14 protein-coding genes are annotated in these 15,134 nt (G+C 72.2%); 4 read left to right on the top strand and 10 right to left on the bottom strand.

What is annotated here, in order from left to right; genetic code table 11:
* Positions 1-65: 65 nt before the first annotated feature.
* Genes ASF52_RS02010 through ASF52_RS02020 form a run of 3 tightly spaced genes read right to left on the bottom strand, consistent with a single transcriptional unit; the run spans position 66 to position 5,788 of the window.
* On the bottom strand, positions 66-3,383 hold the full coding sequence (locus ASF52_RS02010) for an error-prone DNA polymerase (protein ID WP_056166660.1): 3,318 nt from the start codon (positions 3,381-3,383) through the stop codon (positions 66-68).
* A gap of 25 nt (positions 3,384-3,408) precedes the next feature.
* Entirely contained in the window at positions 3,409-5,013 is a 1,605-nt protein-coding gene (locus ASF52_RS02015; protein WP_056166663.1) for a Y-family DNA polymerase, read from the bottom strand.
* On the bottom strand, positions 4,925-5,788 hold the full coding sequence (locus ASF52_RS02020; protein ID WP_056166665.1) for an ImuA family protein: 864 nt from the start codon (positions 5,786-5,788) through the stop codon (positions 4,925-4,927). Before ASF52_RS02020 ends, ASF52_RS02015 begins: the two co-directional genes overlap by 89 nt.
* A gap of 277 nt (positions 5,789-6,065) precedes the next feature.
* Between ASF52_RS02020 and ASF52_RS02025 the strand changes: the two genes are divergently transcribed.
* Complete coding sequence (locus tag ASF52_RS02025) at positions 6,066-6,935, top strand: collagen-like protein (RefSeq protein WP_056166667.1); 870 nt, start codon at positions 6,066-6,068, stop codon at positions 6,933-6,935.
* A 46-nt stretch (positions 6,936-6,981) separates the two neighbouring features.
* Here the strand turns inward: ASF52_RS02025 and ASF52_RS02030 are convergent, their stop codons facing one another.
* Positions 6,982-8,205, bottom strand: coding sequence for an NAD(P)/FAD-dependent oxidoreductase (locus ASF52_RS02030; protein ID WP_056166670.1), 1,224 nt, complete (start codon positions 8,203-8,205; stop codon positions 6,982-6,984).
* Between the two features lie 221 nt (positions 8,206-8,426).
* Between ASF52_RS02030 and ASF52_RS02035 the strand changes: the two genes are divergently transcribed.
* Positions 8,427-9,443: a TerC family protein gene (locus ASF52_RS02035; RefSeq protein ID WP_056166673.1), complete on the top strand. Its 1,017-nt coding sequence runs from the start codon at positions 8,427-8,429 to the stop codon at positions 9,441-9,443.
* Between the two features lie 24 nt (positions 9,444-9,467).
* Here ASF52_RS02035 and ASF52_RS02040 read toward each other — a convergent pair whose 3' ends face one another.
* The 3 genes from ASF52_RS02040 to ASF52_RS02050 form a co-directional block, all read right to left on the bottom strand.
* Positions 9,468-10,226 (bottom strand): N-acetylmuramoyl-L-alanine amidase, encoded by a 759-nt coding sequence (locus ASF52_RS02040; RefSeq protein WP_056166676.1) that lies wholly within the window; start codon positions 10,224-10,226, stop codon positions 9,468-9,470.
* On the bottom strand, positions 10,223-10,948 hold the full coding sequence (locus ASF52_RS02045) for a molecular chaperone DjiA (RefSeq protein ID WP_056166682.1): 726 nt from the start codon (positions 10,946-10,948) through the stop codon (positions 10,223-10,225). Before ASF52_RS02045 ends, ASF52_RS02040 begins: the two co-directional genes overlap by 4 nt.
* Positions 10,949-11,188: 240 nt before the next feature.
* Positions 11,189-11,458, bottom strand: a complete 270-nt coding sequence (locus tag ASF52_RS02050; protein WP_056088870.1) for a hypothetical protein — start codon at positions 11,456-11,458, stop codon at positions 11,189-11,191.
* Between the two features lie 217 nt (positions 11,459-11,675).
* Between ASF52_RS02050 and ASF52_RS02055 the strand changes: the two genes are divergently transcribed.
* Positions 11,676-12,263 (top strand): urease accessory protein UreE, encoded by a 588-nt coding sequence (locus tag ASF52_RS02055; RefSeq protein ID WP_056166685.1) that lies wholly within the window; start codon positions 11,676-11,678, stop codon positions 12,261-12,263.
* A 44-nt stretch (positions 12,264-12,307) separates the two neighbouring features.
* Positions 12,308-13,306 carry a tRNA dihydrouridine(20/20a) synthase DusA gene (dusA, locus tag ASF52_RS02060; protein WP_082515149.1) on the top strand — a complete coding sequence of 333 codons (999 nt, stop codon included), beginning with the start codon at positions 12,308-12,310 and terminating at the stop codon, positions 13,304-13,306.
* Here the strand turns inward: dusA and ASF52_RS02065 are convergent.
* The 3 genes from ASF52_RS02065 to ASF52_RS02075 all read right to left on the bottom strand — a co-directional run bounded on the left by ASF52_RS02065 (position 13,303) and on the right by ASF52_RS02075 (position 15,114).
* On the bottom strand, positions 13,303-13,998 hold the full coding sequence (locus tag ASF52_RS02065) for a retropepsin-like aspartic protease family protein (protein ID WP_056166687.1): 696 nt from the start codon (positions 13,996-13,998) through the stop codon (positions 13,303-13,305). The two genes, dusA and ASF52_RS02065, sit on opposite strands and share 4 nt — an antisense overlap.
* Positions 13,995-14,228 (bottom strand): DUF1289 domain-containing protein, encoded by a 234-nt coding sequence (locus tag ASF52_RS02070; protein ID WP_056166988.1) that lies wholly within the window; start codon positions 14,226-14,228, stop codon positions 13,995-13,997. The genes ASF52_RS02065 and ASF52_RS02070 overlap by 4 nt, the downstream gene beginning before the upstream one ends.
* A 61-nt stretch (positions 14,229-14,289) precedes the next feature.
* Positions 14,290-15,114: an adenosylcobinamide-GDP ribazoletransferase gene (locus ASF52_RS02075; RefSeq protein ID WP_056166690.1), complete on the bottom strand. Its 825-nt coding sequence runs from the start codon at positions 15,112-15,114 to the stop codon at positions 14,290-14,292.
* Between the last annotated feature and the right edge of the window lie 20 nt (positions 15,115-15,134).

A 15,134-nucleotide genomic window follows, 5' to 3' on the forward strand; every position in this document is an offset into this window, starting at 1 on the left:
TGAAATTGCTAATTTAACATCGGTACAGATTTATATTCAAATATAAAATCGGCAATAAGGCTTATTCAATGGAAATCACGGCTCCGGTAGACCCTCCGATCGGGTGGCGCGGAGAAGTCCGTGGTTTCGGGCGGAAGCTTGAAACCGCCCTCGCGCAGGCTGCGGAGTTCGGCGGTGAGGTCGCGGAAGCGTTCGGCGAGGAGATGGACCACGAGGCCCTGGCGCTGGATGCGGCCGCGCACGGCGAGGAAGCGTGCACCCATGGCGACGGCGCGATGAGCCTCGAACACCTTCGCCCACACGATGACGTTGGCGATGCCGGTTTCGTCCTCGAGGGTGAGGAAAACCGTCCCATGGGCCGTGCCGGGCCGCTGGCGGGTGAGCACGAGCCCCGCCACGGTGACGCGGGCGTTGTTGGGCACCCGCATCGCGTCGTGGTGGTCGCGGGCGGGAATCGCACCGATCCGGGCGAGCCGCGCCCGGAAGAACGCCACCGGATGACCCTTCAGCGAGAGCCCGGTGGTGACGTAATCTGCGGCCACGTGCTCGGATTCGGCCATGGCAGGCAGGGCCAAGGCGGGCTCGGCCCGAAACAGTCCGTCATCGGCATGAAAGGCGAACAGCGGTAGCGGCGCTTCCAGCAGGTGCGCGCGCCGGTCCGTCGCGGTCCAGGCGGCGGCCTTTCTGGAGCTTGTACCCTCCAGGGTCCGTACCGCCCAGAGGGCCGCGCGCCGATCGAGGTCGAGGGAGCGGAAGGCATCGGCTTCGGCCAGGCGTTCCAGGGCGTTGCGCGGCAGGACGAGGGCCGCCTGCAATCCCTCGATGCTGGCGTAGCCGTTGCCGCGAAGGGCCACGAGACGGCGCATGGCGACCTCTGGCACGCCGCTGATCTGGCGCAGGCCGAGCCGCACGGCGAGCCGTCGGGGAACCTCCGGGGGTGGGGGCTCCGAAGCAGGTTCCAGGGTGCAGTCCCAGTCGCTCGCGTTCACGTCGACCCCGCGCACCTCGACCCCGTGGGCGCGGGCGTCGCGGACGAGTTGGGCCGGCTGGTAGAAGCCCATGGGCTGGGCGTTGAGGATCGCGGCGAGGAAGACGTCGGGGTGCCGGCACTTCATCCAGGCCGAGGCGTAGACGAGGAGCGCGAAGCTCGCCGCGTGGCTCTCGGGAAAGCCGTAGGTGGAGAACCCCTCGATCTGCTTGAAGCAGCGTTCGGTGAAGTCGCGCGGGTAGCCGCGCGCCACCATGCCCTCCACGAACTTGGTGCGGAAGTTCACGATCTCGCCGTTGTGCCGGAAGGTCGCCATGGCCCGGCGCAGGCCGTCGGCTTCGGACGGCAGGAACCCCGCCGCCGTGATGGCGATCTGCATGGCGTGCTCCTGGAACAGGGGGACGCCGTAGGTTCGCTTGAGCACGCTCTCGAGTTCGTTCGCCGGACCTTGGCTCGGATGGGGCGAGGGGTAGACGACCGGCTCCAGGTTCTGCCGCCGGCGCAGATACGGATGCACCATGTCGCCCTGGATCGGGCCGGGGCGGACGATGGCGACCTGCACCACGAGGTCGTAGAATTCGGCCGGTTTCAGGCGCGGCAGCATCGACATCTGCGCCCGGCTCTCGACCTGGAACACGCCGACGGAGTCGGCCTTCGACAGCATGGCGTAGACGGCCGGGTCGGCAGGCGGGAGGTCGGAGAGGGTCGGGTAGTCGTGGCCGTAGTCGCGGGCGAGGAAGTCGAGGCCGCGCTTGAGGCAGCTCAGCATGCCCAGCGCCAGGATATCGACCTTCATCAGGCCGAGCACGTCGATGTCGTCCTTGTCCCACTCGATGAAGGTGCGGTCCGCCATGGCGGCGTTGCCCACCGGCACGGTCTCGTCGAGGCGCCCGCGCGTGAGCACGAACCCGCCGACATGCTGCGACAGGTGGCGCGGGAAGCCGATGAGGGCGTGGGCGAGATCCAGCGCCTGCCGGATCGCCGGGTTCTTCGGGTCGAGGCCGGCCTGCTCGATATGGGCGTCGGGCAGGGCGGCGCCCCACGAGCCCCACACGGTGTCGGCCATCAGCCCGGTGATGTCCGGGGTGAGGCCCAGCACCTTGCCGACCTCGCGGATGGCGCTCCGCGGCCGGTAGTGGATCACCGTGGCGCAGATGGCGGCGCGGTCGCGGCCGTAGCGCGTGTAGAGGTATTGGATCACCTCCTCGCGCCGCTCGTGCTCGAAATCGACGTCGATGTCGGGCGGCTCCGCCCTGTTCTCCGAGATGAAGCGCGCGAACAGCAGGCGGATCTCGGTGGGGTCCACCGCCGTGATGCCGAGGCAGTAGCACACCACGGAATTGGCGGCCGAGCCCCGGCCCTGGCACAGGATGCCTCGGCTGCGCGCGAACTCGACGATGTCGAACAGGGTGAGGAAGTAGCGCGCGTAATCCATTTTCGCGATGAGGCGGAGTTCCTCCGCGATCGTCACGGCGATGTTCTCCGGAATTCCATCCGGGTAGCGCCATCGGGCGCGCTCGTGGACCTTGTCCGTGAGGTAGGCCTGCGGGGTCCAGCCCGGCGGCACCGGTTCGTCGGGATACTCGTAACGGAGCTGATCGAGGGAGAAGCCGCAGGCCTGCGCGATCTCCACCGTCCGCGCGATGGCATCCGGATGCTCGGCGAACAGCCGCGCCATGGCGGCGGGGGCCTTGAGGTGCCGCTCGGCGTTGGCCTCCAGCCGGTAGCCGGCCTCGCGCAGGGTGCAGCCGGCGCGGATGCAGGCGAGGATGTCTTGCAGGGGGCGCCGGCCGGGCACGTGGTAGAGGGCGTCCGATACCGCCACCAGGGGCGCGCCGAGGCGGTTTCCCCACTCGGCGAGGCGGCCGAGGCGCCGGCGCTCGTCGCCGCGATGGCGGTGGCTGCCAGCGAGAAACGTCCGCCCCGGCGCCGCCTCCGCCAGGGCGGCGAGGCGGTCCGCGAAGGCGCCGCGCGGGACCTCCGGCGGCATATCGTCCGACGGCATGGCGATGAACATCTGCCCCGCGCTTGTCCCCAGCATCTCGGCGAAGGAGAAGTGGCAGGCGCCCTTCTCCGCCCGGCGGTTGCCCAGGGTGAGGAGGCGGCACAGGCGGCCATAGGCGTCTCGGTCCATGGGGTAGGTGACCGCCTCGAACCCGCATTCCGTCACCAGGCGCACGCCCACCAGGGTGCGGACGGAGGGTTCCCCGGCCTTGGCCCGGCGCAGGCCCTCCGCATAGGCGCGCACCACGCCCGAAAAGGTGTTGCGGTCGGCGATCCCGATGGCGACGAAGCCGAATTCGGCCGCCCGCGCCACCATCTCCTCCGGGTGCGAGGCCCCGCGCAGGAAGGAGAAGTTCGTGGTGATCGCGAGCTCGGCGTAGGGCGGCGTCATGCTCCCGCCCGGCGGGGAGGCGGCTTCACGCGAACATCCCGTGGACGAACCAGCCGACCGTCTGGGCCCGGGCAAGCGTCTGAGCTGGAGGAAGCGTTTGTGTTGGGGAAGCCGCCTGCCGGTAGACCCACAGGCGGCGACCGGCCTCGTCCTCGACCACGTAATAGTCGCGGGTCGGGGTGGCGCCCGACCACCATTCCCCGGCGATGCGCTCGGGGCCCTCCGCATGGGCGACCCGGTGCAGGCGTCGGCGCCAGCGGAAGCGCTGGGGCGGCCCATCGGGGGCGAGAACGTCCTCGGCCGCTTCGCTGCGGGTGAGGAGAACGAGGGGCCGGGGCAACCCCGCGCCGGCCTGGGCCGGACGGTGCAGGGCGATGCGGGTCACCCGCCACGGCTCGGCCGTCTCGGCCCGCTCGGGCACGTGGCTCTCGTGATGCGCGAGGCGCAGGATGCCGCGCCCGAGGCGCTGGTGCAGGGCGTCGGCGAGACCCGCCGCGCCCGTCGCCGCGCGGCCATCCCCCGAGAGATCGCCCTGACGCGCGGTGACCGGGCCGGTGCCGACCACATCGAGGCGCACGGTCTCGAAGCCGAAGCCGGCATCGAGGGCCGCCCCGAGGCGGTCGAGGCGGAGGTCGAGGAGCCGTCCCACCAGCACCGGACAGCGGGTCGGCTCGCTCAAGGCGAGGTCGAGGGTCCGGATCACGCCGTCGACCCGGTGCAGGGTGAGGCGCAGGGCCCGTGCGCCGAGGCCGGCGGCCTCCAGGCGCGGGGCGACGGTCTCCATGAGGCGCGTCGCCGTCGCCACGATGGTGTCCTGATGGCCGATGGGGTCGAGGAAGCCGCGCGCGGCGCCGAACGCCAGCGGTTCGTCGAGGGGGGCCAGGGGGTCGGGCCGGTGCCCGAGGGCCTGGTCGAGGCGCCGGATGAGGGTATCGCCGAACCGCCGGACCAGGGGCGCCCGGGGGGCGTCGACGAGGTCGCCGATCCGGCGCAGGCCGAGGCGGCCGAGGGCCGCGGCCACCTCGGGGTCGATGCGCAGGGCGAGGACGGGCAGGCCGCGCAGGGCGTCGACTTCGCCGCCGGTGGGTACGAAGCCGCCGGCCCCGTGGCGGGCCAGGGCGAAGGCGCAGCCGGGATTGCCCGCGAGGGCGAGGCGCGCCGGCAGACCGTTGGCGCCGAGGCGCCGGGCGAGGTCGGCCATCAACCCGGCCTCGCCACCGTAGAGGTGGCTCGCCCCCGCGACGTCGAGGAAGAACCCGTCGCGGCCCTCGGCCTCGCCGAAGGCCGCGACGCTCGGGGTGTAGCGCTTGGCCCACAGGCACAGGCGATCGAGGGCCGCCGCGTCGGCCTCCGGATCTGCCGGATGGACCGCGAGCGGTGTGTTCAGGCGGGCGCGGGCGCGGGCCAGGGGCTCGCCGGGGCGCAGTCCCAGGGCCCGGGCCCGGGCATCGACGGCGGTGAGGCGCAGGCCCGTCGCTTCCCCGGCGGCGACGACGAGGGGGGACGCATCGTCGTGCGAGCATGCGCGGTGGGGAGACCCATCATGGCCGCCCTGCGCGAGGCCCGCATGCGCCCGCCTCAGGCGGGTGACCGGCCAATGCTCCAGCCAGACCGAAACGATGCGTGGCATGATCCCACTCCAGAAGCCAATCCCCCGTCCGTCCGTTGCGGCAGCGGTCGAGCCGCACCCGCCAGCACGGCCGCTCGATGCAGCCGAACCGGTCGCGCAGGGCCTTGCCGGCGGCGATCCGCCACCGGGTCGCGGCCACGTTGGGGCTCTCCGCCCCCGCCGGGCGTAGGACCACGAGGAGGCCGTCCGTGCGGGCCCCGGCCAGATGCAGCCGCCGGCTCTGGATCAGGGGGATGCCGGCATCGACGAGGCCCGCCACCGCCGCAAGACCGCCCCCGGCGGCGGCTTGCCCCCCGTTGCCTGCGGCTGGGCCACCGTTGCCGCCGGCCCGCAGGGCCTCCTCCAGGGCGCGGTAGACGTCGCGGTCGCTGCCCGCCTCGAACAGGAGCAGCCGGTTCGGGTCGAGGCCGAGGCCAGCGAGGCCGTGGCCGTAGGGCATCGGATGCCCCTTCGCGATGACGAGGAGCGCCTCGCCCCGGACGGCGGCGAGGCGCCGGGCGACGAGGGCGAGGGCGAAGCCCAGGGCCGCCGGCTCGTCGCCCTCGGCCGCGGGGGCGACCTCGTGGAGCTGGCCGAGGCCGAGGCCACCGCCAGGCAGGTGCCCGTCGACGGCGTGGACCCCGAAGGACAGGGTCTTTCGCGGGGCGTCCCGACCATGGTGAAGGGCCACGCGCGCCCGCAGGGATGCGAGCCGTGCGGGAACGTCGGTCGCATCCCCATCCGCCCGGTGGGACGCATCCGGGGATTGGGAATGGGGGTGGGGGCGTTGCGACATCCGGGTGGCTCCATGGCCTGATGATAAGAACAAAACAGGAACATATTCAACCGATTTCCCGTGGCCTTGCCCTCGGCCTGCGACTTCTCGGCGTTCCGTCCCTGTCGCCAGAGGTTTGGCCTGTGGAGGGCTGTGGATGCGTGTGGACGGAGCGCCCAACGTGGTGGGAGCGCGCGATCGCGCCTGCGGTCGACTACGTAGCTTGACCCTGGGGAACGGGCAGGGCAGCAATCCAGGCCGCCGCGCGCGAGACGCGGGCTCAGCCGGGAGAGAATGCATGCGCGTCGATCGCGTCCTCGTGGTCCTGTCGGGCCTGTTCGTGTGCGCCGGACCGATCTCGGCCCAAGCCCAAGCCCAGGCTCGGCAGGCCCAGGCTCAGCAGGTCAAGCCGCAAGCCCGCCGGGCGCAGGCCCCGTCCCAGCCGATCCAGGTCTACGACGCGCGCTTCGAGAACGGCGACCTGCGGATCTCCGGCAGCGTGCGCAAGGCCGGCACCACCGTGATCCTCGACGAGGACATCTCCGTCATCGCCGACAGCCGGGGCCGCTTCGTCTTCCGCCTGCCCCACATGCCGAACAATTGCGTCGCGACCCTTAAGGCGGGCGAGGACGAGCGCGAGGTGGTGGTGGGCAATTGCGGTCCGGCGGGCCAGCCTGGGCCGAAGGGAGAGGCGGGTGCCAAGGGGGAGCCCGGCGCAAAGGGGGAGGCCGGCGCAAAGGGCGAGGACGGCGCCACCGGACCTCAGGGCGTCGCCGGCCTTCAAGGCTCACCCGGTCCTCAAGGCGTTCCGGGCGCCAAGGGCGAGACGGGTCCGAAAGGCGAAGCGGGTCCCAAGGGTGACACGGGTCCCAAGGGAGAGATTGGTCCCAAGGGCGACACGGGTCCGAAGGGCGAAGCCGGCACCAGGGGCGCTGCCGGTCCGCAGGGCCCGGCCGGCGTCGCGGCTCCAGTGGCCGCGTCGTCGCCCCTGCGGGCGGTGCGTCAGGAATCCTGCCCGGCGAGCGGTTGCGCCGTGACCTGCGAGACCGGCGAGACCCTGGTCTCGGCCTATTGCCTGCCGACCGGCATCCCGACCATGAGCAAGGGCACCGGCGCGGCCTGCCCCTCCGAAAGCCAGGGGCTGGTGGCCGTCTGCGGCCGCCTCTGATCCGCCGCCGCGTCCCCGCGAATGCGGAGAGGCAGCCGGATTCCCATCACGGGCGCGCCATCCAGGCGCGCATCCCCTCCGCCGCCGCCCGGCCGCTGGCGAAGGCGCCCTGGAGCAGGTAGCCCCCCGTGGGGGCGTCCCAGTCGAGCATCTCGCCGGCCACGAACGTGCCGGGCCGGGCGTTCAGCATGAAACGGTCATCGACCTGCCCGAACGGCACGCCGCCGACGGACGAGATCGCCCGTTCGATGGGGCGCGGGGCCAGGAGACGCAGGGGCGCGGCCTTGATCAGGGCCGCGAGGGCCGCCGCATCGCCGGGGAGCGCCGGGCCCGCCGCTTCGCGCAGGAACCCGGCCGCCACGGGGGACAGCCCGGCGGCCTTGCGCAGGCGGTTGGCGAGCGATTCGCCGGGTCTGGTGTTGCCCAGAGCCTGCGCCACGGCGGCTTCCGCTAGGTCGGGACGCAGGTCGAGGCTGATGGCGCCGCCCATCCCCTCGGCGAGGGCCGACCGGATCGCCTGGGAGGCCGCATAGAGGGCACCGCCCTCGATGCCTTCCGCTGTGATCATCGCCTCGCCGCGAACCCGGTGTTCGCCCACGCTCAGGGCGATGCGCTTGAGGGGCTGGCCGGCGAAGCGATCGGCGAACACAGGCGACCAGGCGACGCAGAAGCCGACATTCGAGGCCCGGAGCGGCGTCACCGGAATGCCCTGGCCCTCCAGCACGGGCACCCAGGCCCCGTCCGAGCCGAGGCGCGGCCAGCTCGCGCCGCCGAGCGCCAGCAGCAGGGCGGCGGGACGAGCCGCGACCCGCCCCTCCGGCGTCTCGAACAGCACCGCCCCCGTCTCCGACCATCCGACGAAGCGGTGCCGGGTGCGGAGCGTGACGCCGAGGCCGTCGAGGCGCGCGAGCCAGGCCCGGAGCAGGGGCGAGGCCTTGAAGCTCTCGGGAAACACCCGGCCGCTCGACCCGACGAAGGTCGGCTGGCCGAGATCGGCGCACCATGCCCGCAGGGCCTCCGGCGGAAAGCTCCCGACGGCTCCGGCCAGGGTCCCGTCCTGCGGCTGATAGCGGGCGAGGAAGGCGGGCAGGGGTTCGGAATGGGTGAGGTTGAGGCCGCCCCGCCCGGCGATGAGAAGCTTTCGCGCGGGCGACGGCATCCGGTCGTAGACGGTCACGGCATGGCCGGCCCGCGCCAGAACCTCCGCCGCCATCAGCCCGGCCGGGCCGCCGCCGATCACCGCCGGGCCGCTCTCGTGGTGTTCCGTCATCCGAACTCCGGTGGATCCCGCGCCGCTCGCCCCCGGCAAGCCCGTGGCGCGGGGGCCCTGTCAAGCGCCGCCCTCGATTCGCGTCGCCCTTGATTCGCATGCACCCTGGCCCCAACTCCGGCCCATCGGCTGCGGGCCCCTCTGGCGGGATGCTCTATGATGCGTTCCGTGATGTCGGAGCCGATGCTTTCTCTTCCCCAAGAAGCATCGACGGTCCGCACATGGAACTTCTCACCTACGAATGGCTCGGCAAGCCGGTCTGGATGTGGCTCGGCTTCCACGCCCTGGTCGCGGGTCTGCTCGCCTTCGATCTCGGGCTCCTGCACAAGGACAAGAACCACGAGATCGGCGTGAAGGAGAGCCTACTCCTCACGGCGTTCTACTTCAGCCTCGGCCTCGTCTTCGGCGGCTGGGTGTGGTGGTACCTCGGGCCGCAGGCGGGGCAGGAATACGTCGCCGGCCTCGTGGTCGAGAAGTCGCTGTCCATGGACAACGTCTTCGTCATCGCCGTCATCCTCACGGCCCTCAACATCCCGCGCGCGGCCCAGCACCGGGTGCTGGTCTGGGGCATCCTCGCCGCCGTGCTCCTGCGCGGTCTGATGATCGGGCTCGGCGCCGCCCTGGTGCACCAGGCCGCCTGGGTGCTGTCGATCTTCGCCGCCTTCCTCATCTTCGCCGGGCTCAAGATGCTGTTCTCGAAGGAGGAGGAGCCCGGCGACATCAACGAGAACCGGGCCGTGCGCTATCTGCAAAAGGTCCTGCGCATCACGCCCGAACTGCACGGCCAGCGCTTCGTGGTGCGCAAACCCGATCCGAAGACCGGCAAGCTCGCCCTGTGGCTGACGCCGATGGCCCTGGCCCTCATCCTCGTCAACGGCGCCGACGTGATCTTCGCCGTCGACAGCGTGCCGGCGATCTTCGCCATCACCACCGACACCTTCGTGGTCTACACATCCAACATCTTCGCCATCCTGGGCCTTCGTGCGCTCTATTTCGCCCTGGCCGCGATGGTGGACCGCTTCGCCTACCTCAAGACGGCGCTCGCCTTCATCCTGATCTTCATCGGCACCAAGATCGTGGTCGCCGACACGTTCGACCTCGTCCACGTGCCGGCCTGGGTGTCGCTCGCCGTCACCGTGGTGCTGCTGGTGGCCGGAGTCAGCTACAGCCTGTGGCGCACGCGGGGTGAGGTCCGCCCCGACGCTTCGGAAGCGGACAAGGCCCCGCACCACGCCTGAGGGGAGGGGGCTCTCCCCCCTCCTTCAACTCCGGCCCGGCAGGGCTGCGATGAGATCGCGCAGGGTGGTGATGGTGGAGGCGTCGGCGACCCCGTCGACCCGGGCGGGGCGGAAGTGGCGCTGGAACGCGGTGACCACCGCTCCGGTGCGGGCGTCGAAGACGCCGGTCACCGGCAGGTCGTAGCCGTAGAGGGCGAACATCGCCTGAAGCGCCTCGATGGGCTGGCCGGAATCGCCCTGGGAGAAGAAGCGCCCGTCGCGGATCGGCGTCGGCGTCACCCAATGGCCGATGCCGGCCCGCGCGAGGCGGTCCCACGGAAAGTGCTCGCCGGGGTCCTCCTTGCGTTCGGGCGCGATGTCGGAATGGGCCAGCACCCGGTGGCTGGGCACGTTCCAGCGCCCGGTCAGGTCGCCGCAGAGCGCGATCACCGCCGCGATCTGCGCCTCCGGATAAGCCGGCAATCCGCCCGCATGGCCGCCGTTGACGATCTCGATGCCGAGCGACCGGGAATTGACGTCGGTGATGCCCGCCCAGGCGGCCTGCCCGGCATGCCAGGCCCGGCGGCCCTCCGGCACCATCTGCACCACGCGGCCATCCTCCAGCACCACGTAATGCGCCGAGACCTCCGCCACCGGATTGGCGAGGCGCTGCAGGGCGGCCGCCGCACTCTCCATCCCGGTGTAGTGCAGGATCAGCAGGTCGACGGGGCCGCTCCGCCGCTCGCCGTGGTTGGGCGAGGGGTGGACGGAGGTGGCGAGGGGGCTCTCGGCCGTCGGCTTCATCGCAAACCTCGCTCGGCGGCGATCCGGTCGTAGGCCGCGTTGATGGCGGCCAAGCGCCGGGTGGCGATGGTCACGGCCTCCGGCGGCAGGCCGCGCGCCATGGCCCGGTCGGGGTGATTTTCGATGGCCAGGGCGCGGTGGGCCGCCTTGAGGGCGGCGTCGTCCACCCCGTGGTCGAGCCCGAGCACCGCGTAGGGATCGTCCGACAGGCTGACGTGGCGTGCGGCGATGCGGCGGAAGGCCGGCTCGTCGAAGCCGAAGGTCTCGGCCACGGCGCGCAGGTAGCGCTCCTCGGCCTCGTGGATCGCCCCATCGGCCTTGGCGATGTGGAACAGGCCGTCGAGGACGTCCTCGAGCAGGCCGGGTTCGTCTTGGAAGGTGGTGGCGAGCTGGCGCGCATAGGCCTCGAAGCCATTGGACGTGCCCTTGGCGAGATCGAACAGGCGCTGAACCCCGGCGCGCTCGCGTTCGCCCACCTGCACCACCTGGGCGAACGCCTCGATTTCGGAGGGCGTCACCACGCCGTCGGACTTCGCCATCTTGGCGGCGAGGGCCACGAGGCCCGTGGTGAACACCACGTCGCGGGGCGTGGTACCGAACGGAGCGCCCTCGCGGTCGACGAGGAAATGGCCGGCGACCCCGCCGACGAGACCGCCGATCGGTCCGCCGACGGCGAGGCCAAGACCCGCACCCCCGAGCTTGCCCCAGATGCCGATGCTCATCGTTGGAGACTCGGGTGGGATCTCGGAGCGGACCTCGTGGCCGGGCGCGGCAGGGCAGGGGCGGGGGGCGGGGGCATCGGCGGCCGGGTGGGAGAGGGATCGTGAGGCGCCCTTATACCGGAGGGGTCCAGCGATGCGAGGGGTGACGACAAACGAAGGAAGGGCCGGAGCGTATGCCCCGGCCCTTCCCGAACTCCGCGGTCCGCCGCGCCCGGAGGCGCGGCATCCCATGGATAAAACTCAGCGGCAGTACACGTCGCCGTAGGCGTCGCGGTAGGTGCCGTAGGGGCAGCGCGGGGCGGTGGAGGCGCCCACGATGGCGCCGCCGGCGCCGCCGATGGCCGCACCCGCGAGCGCGCCGCCGGCCCGGCCGGTCGCCGCGCCGCCAATGGCCGCACCCGCGAGCGCACCGAGGCCGGCGCCGCCGAGGGCGCGATCCTCGGGGGTGTTGCAGGCACCGAGCGAGAGGGCGAGGGCCCCGGCGAGGGTGGCGGCGATGAGCTTCTTCATGGTGCGAGACTCCCGTAGGCGTGGTGGTGTCCGGTCTTGGGCCGGTCCGAAGCGAGGCTTGAGCTTAGCTATTCCGCTCAAGGAATGCACGTCCTACGGCTAAGGTTCCCGCCGACATGGGCTGCGGTCGAAGTTTCCGCATTCGGGCCGATGGTTCGCGGCGCTTTCCGTTCGAGCCCGAAATCCGGTAGGGGTGTGGCCTGTCCGAGAGGTTCCCATGCTGCGCGCCACCACCCTGATCCGCAAAGCCGCCGTCCGCGCCGACGCCGTCGTCGATCGCGTCACCCTCGATCATGGCGCCCGTCAGGCCCTGCCCGCGACCCTGACGGGCGTCGGTGGCCTCGGCTTCACGCCGGCGCTGGCCAAGGCGGCCGGCCTCGAGGACGGCGACGCCCTACGGCTGGAGGACGGACGCCTGATCCTCGTGGAGGCGGCCCCCGAAGCCCTGCTGGAGGTTCGCGCCACCAACCCCGCCCGTCTCCTGCGCCTCGCCTGGCAGCTCGGCGGCAGCCACGTTCCGGCGGAGATCGCCGCGGAGGTGCTCTACGTCCCGGCTTCGGCCGCCGAACTCGTGCGCGTCCAGGGCTGCACCGGAACCCCCGTGACCCGCGCCTTCAAGCCGGAGCGCGAGGCCCACGACCACAGCCAGTGCGGACACGATCACGGCCATGATCACACGCACGCGCATTCCCACGGCGAGGCGGGCCAAGCGCATGGGCAAACGCATGGGCATGACCACGGCCACAGTCATGATCACGCCCACAAGGATCACGGCCACGGGCCCGACTGCAAGCACGATCACTGACCGTCCGCCGCGGTGAAGCCGCGCTCGACTCCCATGGCGATGCGATGATTTCCGACGACCTGCGCTTCTCCATCGCGCCCATGATGGATTGGACCGACCGGTACTGCCGGGCGTTCCACCGCACCCTGTCGCGGCGTGCCCGGCTCTACACCGAGATGGTCACCACCGGGGCGGTGCTGCACGGCCCGCGCGACCGCCTGCTCGGCTTTGCCGCCATGGAGCATCCCGTGGCGGTGCAACTCGGCGGCTCGAACCCGGCCGATCTCGCCGCCTCCGCGCGGATCGCCGAGGATTTCGGCTACGACGAGGTCAACCTCAACGTGGGCTGCCCGTCCGACCGGGTGCAGGACGGCCGCTTCGGCGCCTGCCTCATGCGCGAGCCCGCATTGGTGGCGGAGTGCGTCGCCGCCATGAAGGCGGCGGTCTCGGTCCCCGTCACGGTCAAGTGCCGCATCGGCGTCGACGACCAGGACACCGAGATCGCCCTCGACGCCCTCGCGGAGGCGGTGATCGCGGCCGGCATCGACGGCCTCGTGGTGCATGCCCGCAAGGCCTGGCTCCAGGGCCTGTCGCCGAAGGAGAACCGCGACGTGCCGCCACTCGACTACGATCGGGTGGCGCGGCTGAAGCGGGCGCATCCGGGGCTGCCCGTCGCCATCAACGGCGGCATCGCCACCATCGCGGACGCCAAGGCGCAGCTCGCGCATGTGGACGGCGTGATGATCGGGCGTGCCGCCTACACCGATCCGGCGATCCTCCTCGACATCGATCCGGTGCTGTTCGGAGAGGCGGCCCCAGTGGCCGACGCCTTCGCCGCCGTTGAGGCGTTCGTGCCGGTGTTGGCCGACTTCCTCCAGGACGGCGTGCGCCTGCACGGGGTGACCCGGCACATGCTCGGCCTGTTCAACGGCCGCCCCGGTGCCCGGGCCTACCGCCGGCATCTTTCGACCCGTGGCCTCGACACGGAGGCCGGCGTCGAGATCCTTCGGGAGGCCGTCGCCCTGGTGGCGCGGGCGGAGGCCGAGCGGGATCAGGCGGCTTAGGAACCGCGCAGGATCAGCCGGTCACCGCGCACCTCGAAGCCGGACAGGCGGTCGAGGAAGCTCATGCCCAGGAGATTGTCGCGTAGGGCCCCCGGGCGGCTGACCAGGGCCGGAACCCGGCGCTCGACGATGGTGCCGACCCGCAGCGATTCGAGGAAGACCGGGGCCGCGACCGTGGTGCCGTTGGCGGTGGAGACCCGCACGGCGAACTCCGACGCCGTCGGGCGGATGCCCAGGGCTGCCGCCGTCTCGGCCGTGAGCACCACCGCGCTCGCGCCCGTGTCGAACTGGAAGCCATGGGACTGGCCGTTGATCTCGGCGCGCACGTGGAAATCGCCGTCCGCCCGGCGGGTGATGGTCACGCTGCCGTCGGTCCCGACCACGGCGCTGCCCGGCCGGACGGCGCCCAGGATCCGCGCGCCGACGGTTCGGGCGTCGTCGCGGTAGGCGTAACCGGCGACGAGGGCGAGGGCGAGGACGCCCCAGATCAGTGCCGCGCGGAGGTTCGCCCCGAGATTGCCCCGGAACTGGTGCCAGAACCCGGCGACGATGACGGCCAGCAGGCTGCCGCTGACGGCGAGACTCGCCAACTGGTCTGGCTCCAGGCCGACGACGCTCTGATTGTCGTGCGAGAACACCAGCACGGCGAGCACGATTCCGAGGGCGGCGAGCGCCAGACCGAGGACGCTCATGGGGTCGCTCGGGTCGGTACGTCTCGATCCGGTGCAGCCCGGTTCGGGTAGGCCTGGCGCAGGCGCTCGGGCAGCCCGGCCATCACCGCCCGCCGCTGGGGCTCGGACAGCGACCCCCACAGGGCGATCTCGTTGCGCGTGCGCCCACACCCCTCGCACAGGCCCGAGACCGCGTCGAGCAGGCAGAGCTTGGTGCAGGGACTGGAGGGTTTCGCGGCGGCCTGAATCATCCCGGCGTTCATGCCAGCCGGTGCGCCCCGGGATCAAGCCCGGTTGGGTCCGCGCGGAGCCTCACGCCGGCACCATGGCCACGAGGCCCAGGAGGGCGGCGATCTCGGCCACCAGCTGGCAGGCGCCGATGACGTCGCCCGTCTGACCGCCGATCCGGCGCCGGGCCAGCGCCGTCACCGCCAGGGCGCCCAGGCCGGACAGAAGCAGCATGAGCAGAACGCCGCCGACGGGCAGGCCGAGGAGTCCGCCGAGGAGCGCCAGGGTAAGGGCGAGGGCACCCGCTACCGCGACGGCGGGGGGCCCCGGCCGGCCGACGCTGGCGGCGGCACCGTCGCGGCGGGCGGGGACGAGGAGCACCATCGGGGCGAGGGCGGCGGTGCGCGACAGGGCGGCGGCGAGCACGAGGGCGAGGGCCGCGCCGCTCCCCGTCCGGTCGAGGAGGGTGGCGAGCGCCCCGATCCGCAGGGCGAGGGCGAGGACGAGGGCGACGCCCCCATACGCACCGATGCGGCTGTCGCGCATGATCTCGAGACGCCGCTCCCGGGTGGTGCCGCCGCCGAACCCGTCGGCGACGTCGGCCAGACCATCCTCGTGCAGGGCGCCGGTGATCAGGACACCCGTGGCCACCGCCAGGGTCGCGGCGAGGAACGGCCCGAGGCCGAGCCCCCAGGCCGCCAGCAGCACGAGACCACCGGGCAGGGCCAGGACGAGACCGGCCAGGGGCAGCATCCGGGGCACGCGGGTGAAATCCGGAGCGGCATGCGGGTCGCCCTCGCCGGGCAGGGCCGGCACCGGCAGGCGGGAGTAGAAGCGCAGGCACGCGGCCCCGTCGTAGGCGAGGAGGGCCCCCGGGAAGGCCGGCTCGTCCCGCGCATCCTCGCCCATCGCCACGTCGTCCCGCCTTC

The sequence above is a fragment of the Methylobacterium sp. Leaf112 genome, assembly GCF_001423295.1.
GTDB lineage: Bacteria > Pseudomonadota > Alphaproteobacteria > Rhizobiales > Beijerinckiaceae > Methylobacterium.